The sequence below is a fragment of the Pseudomonas sp. Pseusp49 genome (assembly GCF_059491875.1).
In genome coordinates this window covers 1,782,972-1,802,233 of record NZ_CP168514.1, presented here as the reverse complement: position 1 = coordinate 1,802,233, position 19,262 = coordinate 1,782,972, and the positions used below count along the sequence as shown (strand labels likewise).

The 19,262-nt window shown below is 60.4% G+C and carries 18 protein-coding genes; 14 read left to right on the top strand and 4 right to left on the bottom strand.

The features are described 5' to 3' along the window. Window positions 1-69: 69 nt before the first annotated feature. Together ACEN83_RS08040 and ACEN83_RS08035 are read right to left on the bottom strand one after the other, a co-directional pair. Entirely contained in the window at window positions 70-1,239 is a 1,170-nt protein-coding gene (locus ACEN83_RS08040; RefSeq protein WP_495579946.1) for a patatin-like phospholipase family protein, read from the bottom strand. 95 nt (window positions 1,240-1,334) lie between these two features. Continuing rightward, window positions 1,335-2,267 (bottom strand): lipid A biosynthesis lauroyl acyltransferase, encoded by a 933-nt coding sequence (locus ACEN83_RS08035; RefSeq protein WP_495579945.1) that lies wholly within the window; start codon window positions 2,265-2,267, stop codon window positions 1,335-1,337. Window positions 2,268-2,385: 118 nt separating this feature from the next. Here ACEN83_RS08035 and minC point away from each other — a divergent pair, with 118 nt between their 5' ends. From minC to ACEN83_RS08000, 7 genes are all read left to right on the top strand, one after another. Further along, window positions 2,386-3,123 carry a septum site-determining protein MinC gene (gene minC, locus ACEN83_RS08030; RefSeq protein ID WP_421140937.1) on the top strand — a complete coding sequence of 246 codons (738 nt, stop codon included), beginning with the start codon at window positions 2,386-2,388 and terminating at the stop codon, window positions 3,121-3,123. Window positions 3,124-3,324: 201 nt separating this feature from the next. Further along, window positions 3,325-4,137: a septum site-determining protein MinD gene (gene minD / locus ACEN83_RS08025; protein ID WP_007974946.1), complete on the top strand. Its 813-nt coding sequence runs from the start codon at window positions 3,325-3,327 to the stop codon at window positions 4,135-4,137. 3 nt (window positions 4,138-4,140) lie between these two features. Next, complete coding sequence (gene minE, locus ACEN83_RS08020) at window positions 4,141-4,395, top strand: cell division topological specificity factor MinE (protein WP_007974947.1); 255 nt, start codon at window positions 4,141-4,143, stop codon at window positions 4,393-4,395. Between the two features lie 179 nt (window positions 4,396-4,574). Beyond that, complete coding sequence (locus ACEN83_RS08015; protein WP_495579944.1) at window positions 4,575-5,210, top strand: RluA family pseudouridine synthase; 636 nt, start codon at window positions 4,575-4,577, stop codon at window positions 5,208-5,210. A gap of 201 nt (window positions 5,211-5,411) precedes the next feature. After that, window positions 5,412-6,701 (top strand): M18 family aminopeptidase, encoded by a 1,290-nt coding sequence (locus ACEN83_RS08010; protein ID WP_007974949.1) that lies wholly within the window; start codon window positions 5,412-5,414, stop codon window positions 6,699-6,701. 159 nt (window positions 6,702-6,860) lie between these two features. Beyond that, entirely contained in the window at window positions 6,861-7,037 is a 177-nt protein-coding gene (locus ACEN83_RS08005) for a hypothetical protein (protein WP_008048365.1), read from the top strand. 78 nt (window positions 7,038-7,115) lie between these two features. Next, on the top strand, window positions 7,116-9,272 hold the full coding sequence (locus ACEN83_RS08000; RefSeq protein ID WP_495579943.1) for a mechanosensitive ion channel domain-containing protein: 2,157 nt from the start codon (window positions 7,116-7,118) through the stop codon (window positions 9,270-9,272). Window positions 9,273-9,337: 65 nt separating this feature from the next. Here the strand turns inward: ACEN83_RS08000 and phnR are convergent, their stop codons facing one another. Continuing rightward, entirely contained in the window at window positions 9,338-10,051 is a 714-nt protein-coding gene (gene phnR / locus ACEN83_RS07995) for a phosphonate utilization transcriptional regulator PhnR (RefSeq protein ID WP_007974952.1), read from the bottom strand. A 362-nt stretch (window positions 10,052-10,413) separates the two neighbouring features. Here phnR and ACEN83_RS07990 point away from each other — a divergent pair, with 362 nt between their 5' ends. The 6 genes from ACEN83_RS07990 to ACEN83_RS07965 all read left to right on the top strand — a co-directional run bounded on the left by ACEN83_RS07990 (window position 10,414) and on the right by ACEN83_RS07965 (window position 15,857). After that, a complete protein-coding gene (locus ACEN83_RS07990; protein ID WP_007974957.1) occupies window positions 10,414-11,478 on the top strand; it encodes an ABC transporter substrate-binding protein in 1,065 nt (354 codons plus the stop codon). 178 nt (window positions 11,479-11,656) lie between these two features. Next, window positions 11,657-12,463, top strand: a complete 807-nt coding sequence (locus ACEN83_RS07985) for an alkaline phosphatase family protein (protein ID WP_495579942.1) — start codon at window positions 11,657-11,659, stop codon at window positions 12,461-12,463. A gap of 5 nt (window positions 12,464-12,468) precedes the next feature. Further along, on the top strand, window positions 12,469-13,305 hold the full coding sequence (locus ACEN83_RS07980; RefSeq protein ID WP_165824810.1) for an ABC transporter permease: 837 nt from the start codon (window positions 12,469-12,471) through the stop codon (window positions 13,303-13,305). Next, window positions 13,292-14,092, top strand: coding sequence for an ABC transporter permease (locus tag ACEN83_RS07975; RefSeq protein WP_495579941.1), 801 nt, complete (start codon window positions 13,292-13,294; stop codon window positions 14,090-14,092). Before ACEN83_RS07980 ends, ACEN83_RS07975 begins: the two co-directional genes overlap by 14 nt. Next, window positions 14,089-15,078 carry an ABC transporter ATP-binding protein gene (locus tag ACEN83_RS07970; protein ID WP_007974966.1) on the top strand — a complete coding sequence of 330 codons (990 nt, stop codon included), beginning with the start codon at window positions 14,089-14,091 and terminating at the stop codon, window positions 15,076-15,078. Before ACEN83_RS07975 ends, ACEN83_RS07970 begins: the two co-directional genes overlap by 4 nt. 125 nt (window positions 15,079-15,203) lie before the next feature. Next, the gene (locus ACEN83_RS07965) at window positions 15,204-15,857 is read left to right on the top strand and encodes an HAD family hydrolase (protein WP_104449826.1); all 654 of its coding nucleotides are present in this window, start codon (window positions 15,204-15,206) and stop codon (window positions 15,855-15,857) included. Window positions 15,858-15,951: 94 nt separating this feature from the next. Here ACEN83_RS07965 and ACEN83_RS07960 read toward each other — a convergent pair whose 3' ends face one another. After that, on the bottom strand, window positions 15,952-16,914 hold the full coding sequence (locus tag ACEN83_RS07960; protein WP_495579940.1) for an NAD(P)H-quinone oxidoreductase: 963 nt from the start codon (window positions 16,912-16,914) through the stop codon (window positions 15,952-15,954). A 138-nt stretch (window positions 16,915-17,052) separates the two neighbouring features. On the opposite strand from ACEN83_RS07960, the gene ACEN83_RS07955 reads away from it, so the two are divergent. Beyond that, complete coding sequence (locus ACEN83_RS07955) at window positions 17,053-19,134, top strand: carboxy terminal-processing peptidase (protein ID WP_495579939.1); 2,082 nt, start codon at window positions 17,053-17,055, stop codon at window positions 19,132-19,134. Window positions 19,135-19,262 lie beyond the last annotated feature (128 nt).

The following is a 19,262-nucleotide window of genomic DNA, read 5'->3' as shown; positions in this document are numbered from 1 at the left end:
GGAACCCTCTGCCGGAGGGCTTCAATCTGATGGAAAAGCTTGAGTACAGCTACTGTCAGATCTGACAGTTCAAACGGCCTCAGCCACCGAGAGCCCGAGAAAGCGGCTCAACTCTCCACGCTTGGCCAACGCATCTCGCCGCCCCAGTTCGATCAACTCGCTGCAGTACCCCGCCTCGAACAACAGATAGCTCAGCACCCCTGCCCCGCTGGTCTTGGTCGCGCCCGGCCCGCGTAAAAACAAGCGTAATGCTGGAGGCAATTCCTGACGATGTCGCGCGGCAATCTCGTCGATCGGCTGGCTCGGTGAAATCACCAGCACGTCCACCTGCGCCACGCCCAATGCGCGGGTCGGTGTGCCGTCAGGCATCAGGTGACTGAACTGGTTCAGGCGCTGCAACAGCTCGATGTCACTTTCCAGGCTGTCAATGAACGTACTGTTGAGCATGTGCCCGCCGATCTGCGCCAGTGTCGGCTGCTGACCGGTGTAGCTGCGCTGCAAGGGTTGTTGCGGGTCGATACCGCGGGGGTTGCCGCTGACGCCCACTACCAGCACCCGACTGGCGCCCAGATGCAGCGCCGGGCTGATCGGTGCCGACTGACGCACTGCGCCATCACCGAAATACTCTTCGCCGATTTTCACCGGGGCGAACAGCAGCGGAATCGCCGAACTGGCGAGCAAGTGTTCAACCGACAGTTGGGTGGGAACGCCAATGCGTCGATGACGCAACCAGGCATCGATCTTGCCGCCGCCCTGATAGAAGGTGACGGCCTGGCCGGACTCATAGCCGAACGCCGTGACCGCCACCGCATGCAATTGCTTCTGTGCGATCGCTTCGGCGATGCCGTCCATATGCAGCTTGTCGTTGAGCAGATCCCGCAGCGGCGAACTGTTGAGCAGTGCCACCGGAACCTGGGCACCGATGCCGAGCAAACTGTGGCTGACAAAGCGACTGGCCTGGCGAATGACCCCAGGCCAGTCGCTGCGCAATACCAGAGGGCTGCGAAAGCCCTGCCAGAAGGCCGTCAGGCGCTGGATGGCATGACGAAAGTCCATTGCCCCGCTGGCGAGGCTGACGGCGTTGATCGCACCCGCCGAGGTGCCGACAATCACCGGAAACGGATTGCTCGCCCCCGGCGGCAGCAATTCGGCAATCGCCGCCAGCACCCCGACCTGATAAGCCGCCCGAGCCCCGCCGCCGGAAAGAATCAACCCTGTAACCGGTTCAGCTGGACTCATGCACAACTCTCCATGGTGCTTGATGGGGTGTCAGGTGCCCCGCGTAATCGTTGACCACCATCGCGAGCAGGCTCGCTCCTACAGGGGGGCGGGGTTCAACGGCGTTTGGGGTACAGCTTCGGCTCGCCCGGTGGACGGCTCTTGAAGCGGCGGTGGGCCCACAGGTATTGCTCGGGATATTGGCGCAGGACGCCTTCGATCCATTGGTTGATGCGAATGCAGTCTTCTTCCTCGGTTTCTCCGGGGAAGCCTTCGAGCGGCGCATGGATCACCAGGCGATAACCGCTGCCGTCCGCCAGACGCTCCTGGGTGAACGGCACCACCAGTGCTTTGCCCAGCCGAGCAAACTTGCTCGTGGCGGTGACGGTCGCCGCCTGAATGCCGAACAGCGGCACGAAGATGCTTTGCTTGGCGCCGTAGTCCTGATCCGGTGCATACCAGATCGCGCGGCCCGAGCGCAGCAATTTGAGCATGCCGCGCACGTCTTCACGCTCTATCGCCAGCGAATCGAGGTTGTGCCGCTCGCGGCCCTGGCGCTGGATGTAGTCGAACAGCGGATTCTTGTGCTCGCGGTACATGCCGTCGATGGTGTGCTGCTGACCGAGCAACGCCGCGCCGATTTCCAGCGTGGTGAAGTGCAGCGCCATCAGGATCACGCCCTTGCCTTCGCGCTGGGCCTGCTGCAGATACTCCAGCCCTTCAACGTGAGCGAGACTCGCCAGGCGCTTGCGCGACCACCACCAGCTCATCGCCATTTCAAAAAATGCGATACCGGTGGAGGCGAAGTTTTCCTTGAGCAGGCGCTTGCGTTCGGCGGCGGTTTTTTCCGGAAAACACAGTTCCAGATTGCGCTTGGCAATGCGCCGTCTGTCGCCGGCCACGCGATACATCAATGAACCCAGGACGCGACCGATCCACAGCAGGGCCGGATACGGCAGCTGGACGATCAGCCACAACAGCCCCAGGCCACACCACAGCGGCCAGAAACGTGGAGATAGAAATGCTTTTCGAAAACGCGGGCGGTCCATTAATGCTTCCGGAATGACAATGGCCGCGCATTCTACATCGTTCGACCCGGCTTGCGGCCTGCGGGCGTTCTCGTTATAAGTCTCGGCACTTTTAGTGACAAGTCGTTGTATGCCGACCATGAGCCAAACCGAACCGCTAGACCAAGATCCCGTGTTCCAGTTGAAGGGCAGCATGCTGGCCATTACGGTGCTGGAACTGGCCCGTAACGACCTGGAAAGCCTTGATCGGCAACTGGCCGCCAAGGTCGCCCAGGCGCCCAACTTCTTCAGCAACGCGCCGCTGGTACTGGCCCTGGACAAACTCCCGGCCAACGAAGGCGCCGTCGATCTGCCCGGCCTGATGCGCGTGTGCCGCCAGCATGGCCTGCGCACCCTGGCGATCCGCGCCAGCCGCATCGAAGACATTGCCGCCGCCATCGCAGTCGACTTGCCGGTGCTGCCACCGTCCGGTGCTCGCGAGCGTCCACTGGACCTGACCGAAGGCGAACCGAAGAAAAAACCGGAAAAACCGCCTGAACCGTCCATCAAGCCGACAAAAATCATCACCTCGCCCGTACGCGGTGGCCAGCAGATTTATGCCCAGGGCAGCGATCTGGTGGTGATCTCCTCGGTCAGCCCGGGGGCGGAACTTCTCGCCGATGGCAACATCCATGTATACGGCCCGATGCGTGGTCGTGTGTTGGCCGGCGTCAAGGGCGACACCAAGGCACGGATTTTCTGTCAGCAAATGAGTGCTGAACTGATTTCCATTGCCGGACATTACAAGGTTTCCGAAGATCTGCGCCGCGACCCTCTGTGGGGTTCGGGTGTGCAGGTCAGCCTGTCCGGCGACGTGTTGAACATCATTCGGCTTTAACGGATACTGCCGCATTTTCCAAGCATCTCTAAAACGTAGCGAAAACGGCTCAAACGAAGTAGGAAAAGGCCGAAAGCAGTGTTTACCGGGGGTAAACGCCGCTTAAAACCCGATTCCAGCCAAGGCTGTCCGACTGCAGTAGTTTTTCAGGAGATGTTTTTCAGGGGCTGAAAAGTCCTTTTTCCTTAGGGGTGAAACACCTTGGCCAAGATTCTCGTGGTTACATCCGGCAAGGGTGGTGTGGGTAAGACCACCACCAGCGCCGCTATCGGTACCGGCCTCGCTCTGCGCGGCCACAAAACAGTTATCGTCGACTTCGACGTGGGCTTGCGTAACCTCGACCTGATCATGGGTTGCGAGCGCCGCGTGGTGTATGACTTCGTCAACGTGGTCAACGGCGAAGCCAACCTGCAACAGGCCCTGATCAAAGACAAGCGCCTGGAAAACCTCTACGTACTGGCCGCCAGCCAGACCCGCGACAAAGACGCGCTGACCGTCGAAGGCGTGGAAAAAGTCCTGATGCAACTCAAGGAAGACTTTGAGTTCGTGGTCTGCGATTCCCCGGCGGGCATCGAGAAAGGCGCCCACCTGGCCATGTACTTCGCCGATGAAGCGATCGTCGTGACCAACCCGGAAGTTTCCTCGGTACGTGACTCCGACCGCATGCTCGGCCTGCTGGCCAGCAAGTCCCGTCGTGCAGAACGCGGCGAAGACCCGATCAAGGAACACCTGCTGATTACCCGTTATCACCCGGAGCGTGTGAGCAAAGGCGAAATGCTCGGCGTAGAAGACGTCAAGGAAATCCTTTCGGTGACCCTGCTCGGCGTGATCCCTGAATCCCAGGCGGTGCTCAAGGCATCCAACCAGGGCGTTCCGGTGATTCTCGACGACCAGAGCGATGCCGGCCAGGCCTACAGCGATACCGTTGACCGCCTGCTGGGCAAGACCGTGGATCATCGATTCCTTGATGTACAGAAGAAGGGATTCTTCGAGCGCCTGTTTGGAGGCAACTAAGCAATGAACCTTTTTGACTTCTTTCGTGCCAACAAAAAGCAAAGCACCGCGTCGGTAGCGAAAGAGCGTCTACAGATCATCGTGGCGCACGAACGCGGCCAACGCAGCACCCCGGACTACCTGCCGGCCTTGCAGAAGGAACTGGTCGAGGTGATCCGCAAGTACGTCAATATCGGGTCCGATGACGTGCATGTCGCACTGGAAAGCCAGGGCAGCTGCTCGATTCTGGAACTCAACATCACCCTGCCTGATCGCTGAGTCGATCCGCCAGGAGCCACGGCGGCTCAGGCCCCTCGGGCCTTTGTAGGAGCTGCCGCAGGCTGCGATCTTTTGATCTTGTTTTTGAAATGCAAAATCAAAAGATCGCAGCCTGCGGCAGCTCCTACGGGGAACGAGAGGCCTGAGCCGCCGTTGGCGTTTGTTACGAGGCTGTTTTAATGCCGTTGTCCAACATCCACATCATCCATCAGGACGCTGCCGTACTGGTGGTGAACAAACCGACCCTGTTGCTCTCCGTCCCTGGCCGGGCCGATGACAACAAGGACTGCCTGATTACCCGCCTGCAGGAAAACGGCTACCCGGAAGCGCGAATCGTCCATCGGCTGGACTGGGAAACGTCCGGCATCATCCTGCTGGCCCGCGACCCGGATACCCATCGCGAGCTGTCCCGGCAATTTCACGACCGCGAAACCGAAAAGGCCTACACCGCCCTGTGCTGGGGTCAGCCGGAACTGGACAGCGGCAGCATCGACCTGCCCTTGCGCTACGACCCGCCGACCAAGCCGCGGCATGTGGTCGACCATGAATTTGGCAAACATGCGCTGACCTTCTGGCGCGTGCTGGAGCGTTGCGGCGACTGGTGCCGCGTTGAGCTGACACCAATTACCGGCCGCTCCCACCAGTTGCGCGTACACATGCTTTCGATCGGTCATCCGCTGCTGGGTGACGGGCTCTATGCCCACGAACAGGCGCTGGTGGCCTGGCCGCGCTTGTGCCTGCACGCGAGCATGCTGACCTTCACCCATCCCCAGACCGGCGAGCGCCTGCGCTTCGAGTGCCCGGCACCGTTTTAAAAATGTGGGAGCGGGCTTGCTCGCGAAAGCGGTGTAACAGTCACTATTGATGTTGTCTGACACTACGCCTTCGCGAGCAAGCCCGCTCCCACAGGGGATCTCCTCCAGATTCGATTTCCGTGGCCATCCCCGCCATTCAGTGCGACGCCATTTACCAAGCCAATACGTTAAACTGGCGCCACTGCTGTCTGGAGCTACTTTATGCGCGAAGAGTTGAACCAAGGCCTGATCGATTTCCTCAAGGCCTCCCCTACCCCGTTCCATGCCACCGCCAGCCTTGTTCAACGCCTGGAAGCGGCGGGCTATCAACGCCTCGACGAGCGCGAGCCATGGAATACCGAAGCCAACGGTCGCTACTACGTCACCCGCAATGACTCTTCGATCGTCGCGATCAAAATGGGCCGCCATTCGCCGCTGCACGGCGGCATTCGCCTGGTCGGCGCCCACACCGACAGCCCGTGCCTGCGCGTCAAACCGCAACCGGAGCTGCAGCGCCAGGGCTTCTGGCAACTGGGTGTCGAAGTCTATGGCGGCGCACTGCTGGCACCGTGGTTCGACCGCGACCTGTCCCTGGCCGGCCGCGTGACCTTCCGGCGTGACGGCAAGGTCGAGAGCCAGTTGATCGACTTCAAGGCCCCGGTCGCGATCATTCCGAACCTGGCGATTCACCTCAACCGCGAAGCCAACATGGGCTGGGCCATCAACGCCCAGACCGAACTGCCGCCGATCCTTGCGCAATTCGCCGGTGACGAGCGGGTGGACTTCCGCGCGGTACTCACCGACCAGCTCGCCCGCGAACACGGCCTGAATGCCGATGTGGTGCTCGATTACGAGCTGAGTTTCTACGACACCCAAAGCGCTGCAGTCATTGGCCTGCATGGCGACTTCATCGCCGGCGCGCGCCTGGACAACCTGCTGTCGTGCTACGCCGGCCTGCAAGCGTTGCTGACGGCCGACACCGACGAAACCTGCGTGCTGGTCTGCAACGACCACGAAGAAGTCGGTTCCTGCTCGGCTTGCGGTGCCGATGGCCCGATGCTTGAGCAAACCCTGCGTCGCCTGCTGCCTGAAGGTGATGAATTCGTACGCACCATTCAGAAATCCCTGCTGGTTTCGGCTGACAACGCCCACGGCGTGCATCCGAACTACGCCGACAAGCACGATGCCAACCACGGCCCGAAACTCAACGCCGGCCCGGTGATCAAGGTCAACAGCAACCAGCGCTACGCCACCAACAGCGAAACCGCCGGGTTCTTCCGTCATCTGTGCATGGCTGAAGAAGTGCCGGTGCAAAGCTTCGTGGTGCGCAGCGACATGGGCTGCGGTTCGACCATCGGCCCGATCACCGCCAGCCACCTGGGCGTGCGCACCGTGGACATCGGCCTGCCGACGTTCGCCATGCACTCGATCCGCGAACTGTGCGGCAGCCACGACCTGGCGCACCTGGTCAAGGTACTGAGCGCGTTCTACGCCTGCCGCGAGTTGCCGTAACCCCTGTAGGAGCTGCCGCAGGCTGCGATCTTTTGATTTTGCTTTTTTAAAAACAAGATCAAAAGATCGCAGCCTGCGGCAGCTCCTACACACCCACATCAATTCGGTCGCTTCAAAAGCGGCCTAGACTTCAAGTATCCCTTTGACAAGGCTGTCTCCATGATTTCTATGTCCACCTTTCACGCCATGCTGATCCCGATTCTTGCCGGGATGCTCCTGCTAGCCGTTGGTTTCAACTTTCGCGACAAAAATGCCGGTGTGTTCGCCATGTGGATCGGCATGCTGACCATCCTCGCCACCGTGGTGATCAAGATCCTCGCCAAACTCAACGAATAATTCATCGCCCTTGGCTCGCATTGATTTTGACGGGCTCGTACACTCGGTCGATCCGCTCCTTGCGAGGTTGACCGCCTAGTGTTCGCTCGTCTTTTTGCCCTTCCGTATTTTTTCCTTGCCTGCCTGTTGCTGCTGCCCGTGGCACCTGCCCAGGCGGCCGGCCTGCCAAGCCTGCTCGGCGGCCAGGCCAAGGCGCAGCCCGAAGCGCAGGAACCGCTGGGGCAGTCCCTGGACGAAGTGATCAAGTCACTGGAAAACGATCAGCAACGCACCAAGCTGCTGGCCGATCTGAAAAGGCTGCGTGACACCACCAAACAGGCCCAGCCGACTACCGAAGAAGGTGTACTGGGCCTGATTGGCGGAACCCTGGCCACGATCGAAAAGAAATTTTCCGGCGACGACAGTCCGCTCACGCGCTGGTCCAGCGAGTTCGAGCAGGCCCAGGAAGAATTGATGGCCCTGGCGCTGCCGGCCAATGAATGGCTGCCGATGCTCTTTGCGTTCGCCATGATCCTGATGGTCTGGAGCCTGCTGGCCGCCGCGCTGATCTGGATCAGCCACCGCGTGCGCATGCGTTTCGGCCTGACTGAAGAACTGCCGCAGCACCCCCGTGCCCTGGACATGTTGCGCTTTGCCTTGCGCAAGCTCGGGCCATGGCTGATCGCCCTGGTGATCACGATCTACATGAGCTATGCCCTGCCCTCGTCCCTGGGCAAAAGCCTGGCGATGGTGCTGGCCTATGCGTTGGTCGTCGGCACCTGCTTCTCGGCCATCTGCGTGATTGCCTTTTCCCTGCTCGACGGCCCACACCGCCACCGCGCCTTGTACATTCTGCGGCACCAGGCGTTTCGACCGCTGTGGCTGATCGGCAGCTTCGCCGCATTTGGCGAAGCGCTGAGCGACCCAAAACTGGTCGACAGCCTCGGCAGTCATCTGGCCCATACGGCAGCCACGATTGCCAACGTCCTGGCAGCCTTGTCCACCGCCCGGTTCATCTTGCGTTTCCGCCGCCCGATCGCCCACCTGATCCGCAACCAGCCGCTGTCCCGACGCCTGACCCGCCGCGCCCTCAACGACACCCTGTCGATTCTCGGCACCTTCTGGTACGTGCCGGCGCTGGTGCTGGTGGCCATTTCCCTGTTCGCGACGTTCATTTCCGCCGGCGACACCAGCACTGCCCTGCGCCAGTCGCTGATCTGCACCGTGCTGCTGGTGTTGTGCATGGTCATCAACGGCCTGGTACGCCGCCACGCCCTCAAGCCCCAGCGCGGCATCCGGCGTTACGCCGTGTATTCGGAACGGCTGAAAAACTTCTTCTACACAATCCTCCACCTGTTGGTGTGGCTGGCCTTTATCGAACTCGGCCTGCGGGTCTGGGGCATGTCCTTGATCCGCTTTACCGAAGGCGACGGCCACGAAGTCAGCGTCAAGCTGTTCAGCCTCGCCGGCACGCTGCTGTTCGCCTGGCTGATCTGGATTCTCAGCGACACCGCCGTGCACCACGCGCTGACCCGCTCGCGCAAAGGCCTGGCCAATGCCCGCGCGCAGACAATGATGCCGCTGATTCGCAACGTGCTGTTCGTGGCCATTTTCATTGTCGCGCTGATCGTTGCCCTGGCGAACATGGGCATGAACGTCACGCCGCTGCTGGCCGGTGCCGGTGTGATCGGCCTGGCCATCGGCTTTGGTGCGCAATCGCTGGTAGCCGACCTGATTACCGGGCTGTTCATCATCATCGAAGACTCACTGGCCATCGACGACTACGTGGATGTCGGCGGCCACCTCGGCACGGTCGAAGGCCTGACCATCCGCACCGTGCGCCTGCGGGACATCGACGGCATCGTCCACACCATTCCGTTCAGTGAAATCAAAAGCATCAAGAACTACTCCCGGGAATTCGGCTACGCGATCTTCCGGGTCGCGGTGCCGGCCAACATGGACATCGACAACGCCATCAAACTGATGCGCGAAGTCGGCCAGAAAATGCGCACCGATCCGTTGCAACGGCGCAATATCTGGTCGCCGCTGGAGTTCCAGGGGGTGGAAAGTTTCGAGTCGGGCAACGCAATCCTGCGCGCCCGGTTCAAGACCGCGCCGATCAAGCAGTGGGAGGTTTCGCGGGCGTTCAACCTGTCACTCAAGCGGCATATGGATGAAGCCGGACTGGACTTGGCGACACCGCGGATGAGCATTCAGGTCACCGCCGCCACCGGCTCCCCGGAACAACCCTTGTAGGAGCTGCCGCAGGCTGCGATCTTTTAAAAATCAAAAGATCGCAGCCTGCGGCAGCTCCTACAAAGTCAAACCACGTCAACGCCGACATGAATCGCATCATGTCGCCAGAACTCCAGGTCGCAGTCGATCAGGCGTTCATGCTGGTCATAGTTGACCCGGGCAATCCGTAGGCCCGGGCTACCCGCGGATACCTTCAACGCCGCCGCCGCATCCACCGACAACGCTGTGGGCACAATCTCGAAGCGCACTCGTCCGTAGTGCAGGTCGTAATGCCGCGCATACAACTCGGTGATCGACTGATTCAAGTCGAAATCGAGGATTCCCGGAAAGTACTGCGGGTTCAGATAGTGCTCCACATACAACACCAGCCGCCCGTCGATCCGCCGAGAGCGGCAGATCTGGATCACGCTCGACAGCGCCGGCAATTGCAGCCAGGCACAAACGGCCGCCGACGCCGGTTGCAATCGTGCCGAAATCACCTCGGTGGACGGCACCCGCCCCTGGGCACTGACCATCGCGTGAAAGTGGCTGCGCTGCATCAGGTTGTACGCCAGACGTGGCGGCGAGACGAACCAGCCACGACGCTCCTCGCGGTAGATTTGCCCCTGCGACTCCAACTGCAACAACGCCTCACGCAAAGTGATCCGCGTGGTGCCGAACAATTCACTGAGCTTGCGCTCTGCCGGCAATTTGCTGCCCGGGGCCAACAGGCCATGGTCGATCTGCTCCTGAAGCACCTGGCCGATGGCTGTTACCGCCTTTGTTGCCTCTTCACGCATCAACGTTTCCTATCTGGACTAGACCAGCACCAATTCAGGGCAGAACCGCCGCGCAATCCGGCTCATTCAATAGTCTGCAAGCGTAGGCAGCGTAGATGACCGAGGTGTGACAAAGCTGCCCAACGGTCGCCATTCTGCGAACTCGAAACCTGCAATTCATCGGCCAAGTCCCTTGCCAGCCGAGGTCTTGACCATGGTCTACGCTTATCAGGCCAGTCGCGATACCGCTGAACAAAAAGTCCTCCAGGGCGACGAGCGACATCAAAGTGTCATCCAGCCCCCTTAAATTGGCTCAGGTATTGCTGACCTAGACCAACACAAACCGCAATCGCAGCGTTGAACACGACCCAAGGAGCTTCGGAATGAAAAAGCTTTTCCTGGCATCACTGTTAGGCTCGACCATCGCAATGTGCACCGCCGCCATGGCGGCCGATGATTTGAAAACCCTGGAAGCCGCTGCGAAAGCGGAAGGCGCCGTCAACAGCGTCGGCATGCCCGATGACTGGGCCAACTGGGCCGGCACCTGGAAAGACCTGAGCGACAAGTACGGCCTCAAGCACATCGACACCGACATGAGTTCGGCCCAGGAGATCGCCAAGTTCGCCGCGGAGAAAGACAACGCCAGCGCCGACATCGGCGACGTCGGTGCAGCCTTCGGCCCGATCGCGGTCAAGCAGGGCGTAGTCCAGCCCTACAAGCCTTCCACCTGGGATCAGGTGCCAGCCTGGGCCAAGGACAAGGACGGCAACTGGGCACTGGCCTACACCGGCACCATCGCTTTCATCGTCAACAAGAAGTTGCTGCACGGCTCCGAAGCCCCGACCAAATGGGCTGACCTCAAGAGCGGCAAATACAAGGTGTCCATCGGTGACGTGAGCACCGCGGCCCAGGCAGCAAACGGCGTACTGGCCGCGGCACTGGCCAACGGTGGCGACGAGAAAAACCTGCAGCCTGCCCTGCTGCTGTTCGCCGACATCGCCAAGCAAGGTCGCCTGTCGATGTCCAACCCGACGATCGCCACCATGGAAAAAGGCGAAATCGAAGTCGGCGTGGTCTGGGACTTCAACGGCCTGAGCTACAAGGCCAAGATGGCCAACCCGGATGACTACGTGGTGCTGATCCCGTCCGACGGCTCGGTGATTTCCGGTTACACCACCATCATCAACAAGTACGCGAAAAACCCGAACGCCGCCAAGCTGACCCGCGAATACATCTTCAGCGACGCCGGCCAGATCAACCTGGCCAAGGGCAACGCCCGTCCGATCCGTGCCGAGCACATCACACTGCCGGCCGACGTGAAGGCCAAGCTGCTGCCTAACGAGCAGTACAAGAAAGTGACGCCGATCAAAGACGCGGATGCGTGGGAAAAGACCTCCAAGGCCCTTCCTCAGAAGTGGCAGGAAGAAGTCATCATCAATATGCAATAACCGGGAAGATCCCCATTTCGGGATCTGATGGCGATCCAAATGTGGGAGCGGGCTTGCTCGCGAAAGCGGACGGACATCCAGCATCGATGTCGACTGACACACCGCTTTCGCGAGCAAGCCCGCTCCCACAGTGGATCGAGTGAGCTTCGAATATCTGTTACGCGGAGTTTTTGCCCCTATGAAGCACAACGTCATCCTTGTGGTGCTCGACGGCCTCAACTACGAGGTCGCCCGTCACGCCATGGGGCACCTGCAGGCGTACGTCGGCGCAGGACGTGCAGCACTCTACAAGCTGGAGTGCGAGTTGCCGGCCCTGTCCCGCCCGCTGTACGAATGCATCCTGACCGGCGTTGCGCCCATCGACAGCGGTATCGTCCACAACAACGTTTCGCGCCTGTCCAACCAGCGCAGCATCTATCACTACGCCACCGACGCAGGTCTTGTCACCGCCGCGGCGGCCTATCACTGGGTCAGTGAACTGTACAACCGTTCGCCCTTCGTGGCGGCACGGGACCGTCACACCGACGACCCGCAACTGCCGATCCAGCATGGGCATTTCTACTGGAACGATCACTACCCCGATTCGCACCTGTTCGCCGACGCCGAAAACCTGCGCCTGCGCCATGCGCCGCACTTCCTGCTGATCCACCCGATGAACATCGACGACGCCGGGCACAAGCACGGCCTCGACACCCCGCAGTACCGCAACAGCGCCCGCTCGGCCGACATCATACTGGCCGACTACCTGCAAGGCTGGCTCGATGCTGGCTATCAGGTGCTGGTCACCGCCGACCACGGCATGAACAACGACCGCTCCCACAACGGCCTGCTGCCGGAAGAACGTGAGGTGCCGTTGTTCGTTCTCGGCGATGCGTTCAGCTTCGACGCCGGTGCAGCGCCGAAACAGACCGAGATCTGCGGCACCGTCTGCGAGTTGCTGGGCGCGCCCCACGACAAACCGGTCTGCCGGGAGCTGCTCAAGTGAATGCCATGACCCGCAGTAAATGGCTGGCAGCCTTATGCCTGGTCCCGTTCGCACTGTTCTTCATCGTGTTCGAGATCGCACCGCTGACCTGGGTGATGATCAACAGCCTGCAATCGGAAGAATTCGGCTGGGGCCTGGCCAACTTCAGCAAAATCTTCAGTTCGAAGTTTTACCTGCAGGCGATCCAGTACAGCCTCGAGATCAGCTTCTGGTCCAGCGTGTTCGGGATCATCATCGCGATACTGGGCGCCTACTCCCTGCGCCGGGTCGATTCGAAACTGCGCAACTTCGTCAACGCCTTCGCCAACATGACCAGCAACTTCGCCGGCGTGCCCCTGGCCTTCGCGTTCATCATTTTGCTCGGCTTCAACGGCAGCTTCACCATCATGCTCAAGCAGGCCGGCATCATTCAGGATTTCAACCTGTACTCGAAAACCGGGTTGATCATTCTCTACACCTACTTCCAGATTCCTCTGGGCGTACTGCTGCTGTACCCGGCCTTCGATGCGCTGCGCGAAGACTGGCGTGAGTCCGCTGCGCTACTCGGCGCCGACGGTTGGCAGTACTGGCGGCACATCGGTTTGCCGGTGTTGACGCCCGCACTGCTGGGTACCTTCGTGATCCTGCTGGCCAACGCCCTCGGGGCCTACGCCACGGTGTATGCCCTGACCACCGGCAACTTCAACGTGCTGCCGATTCGCATTGCGGCCATGGTGTCCGGTGACATTTCCCTGGACCCGAACCTGGCCAGCGCCCTGGCCGTGGTACTGGTGGCCTTGATGACCCTGGTGACCATCGTGCATCAGTTGCTGCTGAAGAGGAGCTACCATGTCTCGCGCTGAACTGGGGCCCGTCGGTGTCTACCACCGCGTCGTGGTTTACCTGTTGTTTGCCATCCTGCTGTTGCCGCTGGCCGGCACGCTGGTCTACTCGATCGCCAGCAGTTGGTCGGCAACCATTCTGCCCAGCGGTTTCACCCTAAAGTGGTACATCCAGCTGTGGAGCGATCCGCGCTTCCTGCATGCGTTCGGGCAATCGCTGCTGGTCTGCGTGGGTTCACTGGTTCTTTCCGTGGTGCTGATCCTGCCGTTGCTGTTCGTGGTGCATTACCACTTCCCGAAACTCGATGCGCTGATGAACATCCTGATCCTGCTGCCCTTCGCCGTGCCACCGGTGGTGTCATCGGTGGGGCTGCTGCAGCTCTATGGTTCCGGACCGTTCGCCATGGTCGGCACACCCTGGATCCTGATCGGTTGCTACTTCACCGTGGCGCTGCCGTTCATGTACCGGGCGATCACCAACAACCTGCAAGCGATCAACCTGCGCGACCTGATGGACGCCGCCCAGTTGCTCGGCGCCAGCACCTGGCAAGCCGCCCTCCTGGTGGTGCTGCCGAACCTGCGCAAGGGCCTGATGGTGGCGCTGCTGCTGTCGTTCTCGTTCCTGTTCGGTGAGTTCGTGTTCGCCAACATCCTCGTCGGCACCCGCTACGAAACCCTGCAGGTCTACCTCAACAACATGCGCAACAGCAGCGGTCATTTCACCAGTGCGCTGGTGATTTCCTACTTCTTCTTTGTGCTGGTTCTGACCTGGATTGCCAATATCTTGAACAGGGACAAAAGCGAATGAGCTATGTCAGCGTCCAACATCTTCAGAAAAGCTTCGCCGGCACCACGGTGTTCAGCGACATCAATTGCGAAATCCAGAAAGGTGAGTTCGTCACCCTGCTCGGCCCCTCCGGTTGTGGCAAATCCACCCTGCTGCGCTGCATCGCCGGCCTGACGTCGGTGGATGGCGGCAAAATCCTGCTCGATGGTGCCGATATCGTGCCGGTGAGCCCGCAGAAGCGCGGGATAGGCATGGTGTTCCAGAGCTATGCGCTGTTCCCCAACATGACCGTGGAGCAAAACGTCGCCTTCGGTCTGCGCATGCAGAAGGTCAATGCCGATGACAGCCACAAACGCGTGGCCGAAGTACTGAAACTGGTGGAGTTGCAGGACTTCGCCGCACGCTACCCACATCAGCTGTCCGGTGGCCAATGCCAGCGCGTAGCCCTCGCCCGCTCGCTGGTGACCCGGCCACGCCTGTTGCTGCTTGACGAACCGCTGTCGGCGCTGGATGCGCGCATTCGCAAGCACCTGCGCGAACAGATCCGTCAGATCCAGCGCGAACTGGGCCTGACCACGATTTTCGTCACACACGATCAGGAAGAAGCCCTGACCATGTCTGACCGGATTTTCCTGATGAATCAGGGAAAAATCGTACAAAGCGGCGACGCCGAAACCCTCTACACTGCGCCGGTGGATGTGTTCGCTGCCGGTTTCATCGGCAACTACAACCTGCTGGACGCCGACAGCGCCTCGAAGCTGCTGCAGCGACCAATCAACAAGCGCATCGCCATTCGCCCGGAAGCCATCGAACTGAGCCTCAACGGTGAACTGGACGCGCAGGTACGCAGCCACAGCCTGTTGGGCAACGTAATCCGCTACCGGGTCGAAGCCCGGGGCGTGGAACTGGTGGTGGATGTGCTGAACCGCTCGGCGGCCGACCTGCATCCCGATGGTCAGCGTCTGGCGCTTTCCATCGATCCGACGGCCCTGTGTGAGGTAGCTTGAAGGCAGCGGCAAGTTTCAAGCTGCAAGCTTCAAGCTGCAAGCTTCAAGTTGTAGACTGCTGACCACCTAACCCAATTCTTGCAGCTTGCAGCTTGAAGCTTGCAGCTGTTCTCAGAGAGAACCCGATGGCCCTGGCAATTTTTGATCTGGACGAAACCCTGATCCACGGCGACTGCGCCACCCTATGGAGCGAGCAGATGGGCCGCCTGGGCTGGGTCGACCCCGAATCGTTCATGCGACAGAACAACGAGCTGATGGACGCTTACAGCCACGGCAAATTGCGCATGGAAGACTTCATGACCTTCAGCCTGGAGCCGATGATCGGCCGCACGCCACAAGAGGTCGAGCATCTGGTTGGCCCCTGGGTGGAAGACTACATCGAGCCGATCATTTTCAGCGACGCCACCAAGGCCATCGCGGCGCATCGCAAGGCCGGCGACCGGATTCTGGTGATCTCGGCCTCGGGCACTCACCTGGTCGGCCCCATCGCCGAACGCCTGGGGATCGACGAGATTCTGGGCATCGAACTGGAAGTGGCTCAGGGCGTTTACACCGGCCATACCGTGGGCACCCTGACCTACCGCGAAGGCAAGATCACCCGCTTGCTGGAGTGGCTGGATGCGGAAGAGGAAAACCTCGAAGGCGCGAGCTTCTATTCCGACTCACGCAATGACCTGCCGTTGTTGCTGAAGGTGGATTTCCCCCACGTGGTCAATCCGGATCCGGTGTTGCGCGAGCAGGCCGAAAAGGCCGGGTGGCCCATCCACCTCTGGAAATAAAGCAAAAGATCGCAGCCTGCGGCAGCTCCTACAGGGATACGCGCTCCCCTGTAGGAGCTGCCGCAGGCTGCGATCTTTTCAAAGCCATCCGCGATCAGGCCAGGCTCTCGTCAATCACCAACACCACCTTCCCCGCCACGTTATTACTCGCCAACTCGGCAAACGCTGCCTCGGCATCCTTGATCGGAAATGTCCTGGCCAGTTGCGCACTCAAGCGCCCCTCGGCGAACAGCGGCCACACGTGCAGGCCCAGATCATTGAACAGATCTGCCTTGAACTGATCATCCCGGCTGCGCAGGGTCGAGCCCAGCAACTGCACGCGCTTGGCCAGCACCTGGGCCAGATCCAGCTTGGCCTCGCGCCCGCCCATCAGACCGATCAACACCCAGCGACCATCCTGAGCCAGCAACTTAAGGTTCAAGGCCGCGTAACTGCCACCCACCGGGTCGAGAATCACGTCGAACGGCCCCAGATCGCGCAAGCTCTCCAGATCACCGTTACGCACCACGCCGCCCTGGGCACCCAGCGCTTCGCAGTACGCCAGTCGCTCGGCAGAGCCGACGCTGACCCAGCACGGGTTACCGAAGGCCTTGCACAGCTGAATGGCCGCTGAACCAATGCCACTTGCTCCGGCATGCAACAAAACTTTCTGACCCGGCTTGAGCGCAGCCAGTTGAAACACATTCAGCCAGACCGTTGCATAAACTTCGGGCAATGCCGCCGCTTCGACCAGTGACATTCCGTCGGGAACCGGCAATACATGCCGCCCGTCGACAACCACCTCTTCGGCCATCCCGCCCCCGGCCAGCAAGGCGCAAACCCGATCGCCCACCTGCCAGGAGGAGCCGGCGCCAACCTCGCTGATGACCCCCGAGCACTCTAGACCGAGCACCTGGCTGGCCCCCGGTGGTGGCGGATAAAGACCGGCTTTCTGCAACAAATCGGCGCGATTGAGGCCCGCTGCCGCCACTCGAATACGAACTTGCCCTACATCGCATGCAGGACTGGGTTCATCAACCCATACCACTTGACCGTCAACGCCTTGCAATGCTTTCACAGTGCCTCCATAGTGAGTCTGGACTGAGCCCGAAGCTATAGCGCCGGGCTTTTTGCATTATGCGACCGGCTCCCAAAGAGCCGGCGACTTCAAAGACGGCCTAATATGCGTTATCAATTGTCCCCGCGTCGAATCAGCATGAAGCATCTGTTCCCAAGCACTGCCCTCGCCTTATTCATCGGTATCGGCTTGCTGCCGATGTCGAGCAATACATTCGCAGCCAATAGCTGGGACAAGCTTCAGCCCGATCGTGACGAAGTGATCGCCAGTCTGAACGTCGTGGAATTGCTCAAACGCCACCACTACAGCAAGCCGCCACTCGATGACGCGCGCTCGGTGATCATCTACGACAGCTACCTCAAGCTGCTGGATCCATCGCGCAGCTATTTCATGGCCAGCGACATTGCCGAATTCGACAAGTGGAAGACGCAGTTCGACGACTTCCTCAAGAGCGGCGACCTCAACGCCGGGTTCACCATCTACAAGCGCTACCTGGACCGCGTGAAGGCGCGTCTGGACTTTGCCCTTGCCGAGCTGAACAAGGGCGTCGACAAGATCGACTTCAACACCAAGGAAACCTTGCTGATCGACCGCAAGGACGCCCCTTGGCTCAAATCCACCGCGGAACTCGACGACCTGTGGCGCAAACGCGTCAAGGACGAAGTCCTGCGCCAGAAGATCGCCGGCAAGGATTCCAAGCAGATCCAGGAAACCCTGACCAAGCGCTACAAGAACCAGCTGGCGCGCCTGGACCAGACCCGCGCGGAAGACATCTTCCAGGCGTACATCAATACCTTCGCCATGTCCTACGACCCGCATACCAACTATCTGTCGCCGGATAACGCAGAGAACTTCGACATCAACATGAGCCTGTCCCTCGAAGGCATCGGCGCCGTGTTGCAGAGCGATAACGACCAGGTGAAAGTCGTGCGCCTGGTGCCGGCAGGTCCGGCGGACAAGACCAAGCAGGTTGCACCGGCCGACAAGATCATCGGCGTTGCCCAGGGCAACAAGGAAATGGTCGACGTGGTGGGCTGGCGCCTGGACGAAGTGGTCAAGCTGATCCGTGGTCCGAAAGGCACCGTGGTGCGCCTGGAAGTGATCCCGGCCAGCAATGCGCCGAACGACCAGACTACCAAGATCGTGCCGATCACCCGCGAAGCGGTGAAGCTCGAAGACCAGGCCGTGAAGAAGTCGGTCTTGAACCTCAAGCAGGACGGCAAGGACTACAAGCTCGGCGTCATCGAGATCCCGGCGTTCTATCTGGACTTCAAGGCCTTCCGTGCCGGCGACCCGGATTACAAGAGCACCACCCGCGACGTCAAGAAACTGCTGACCGAACTGCAGAAAGACAAAGTCGACGGCGTGGTCATCGACCTGCGCAACAACGGCGGCGGCTCCTTGCAGGAAGCCACCGAGCTGACCAGCCTGTTCATCGACAAAGGCCCGACCGTGCTCGTGCGTAACGCCGATGGCCGTGTAGACGTGCTGGAAGATGAAAACCCAGGTGCGTTCTACAAAGGCCCGATGGCATTGCTGGTCAACCGCCTGTCCGCCTCGGCTTCGGAGATTTTTGCCGGCGCCATGCAGGACTACCACCGCGCACTGATCATCGGCGGCCAGACCTTCGGCAAAGGTACCGTGCAGACCATCCAGCCACTCAACCATGGCGAGCTGAAACTGACCCTGGCCAAGTTCTACCGGGTTTCCGGACAGAGCACTCAGCATCAGGGCGTCTTGCCGGATATCGATTACCCGTCGATCATCGACACCAAGGAAATCGGCGAAAGCGCCCTGCCCGAAGCCATGCCGTGGGACACCATCAAGGCGGCGATCAAGCCGGCGGTCGACCCCTTCAAGCCGTACCTTTCGCAGCTCAAGTCCGAGCACGACATTCGTACCGCCAAGGATGCGGAGTTCGTGTTCATCCGCGACAAGCTGGCCCTGGCGCAGAAACTGATGGCCGAAAAGACCGTCAGCCTCAATGAAGCCGAGCGTCGTGCCCAGCACGCCGACATCGAAGCCAAACAGCTGGCCATGGAGAACATCCGTCGCAAGGCCAAGGGCGAAGAACCGCTCAAAGAGCTGAAGAAAGAAGACGAGGACGCCATCGCGGCCGAGGACGACAAGACCAAACCGGAAGACGATGCCTACCTGAGCGAAACCGGGCGGATTCTGCTGGACTACCTGAAACTCAACACAACAGTGGCGAAGCACTGAGTGTTGATAAACAGCTGATGGCAATTTAATGCTAACGCCCTCCGGGGCGTCATCAAACAGTCATCATTCTGTCGTGAAATACGGGACTGGCGTGCTCCTTGTCGAAAGGGACCACGCCAGTCCTTTTT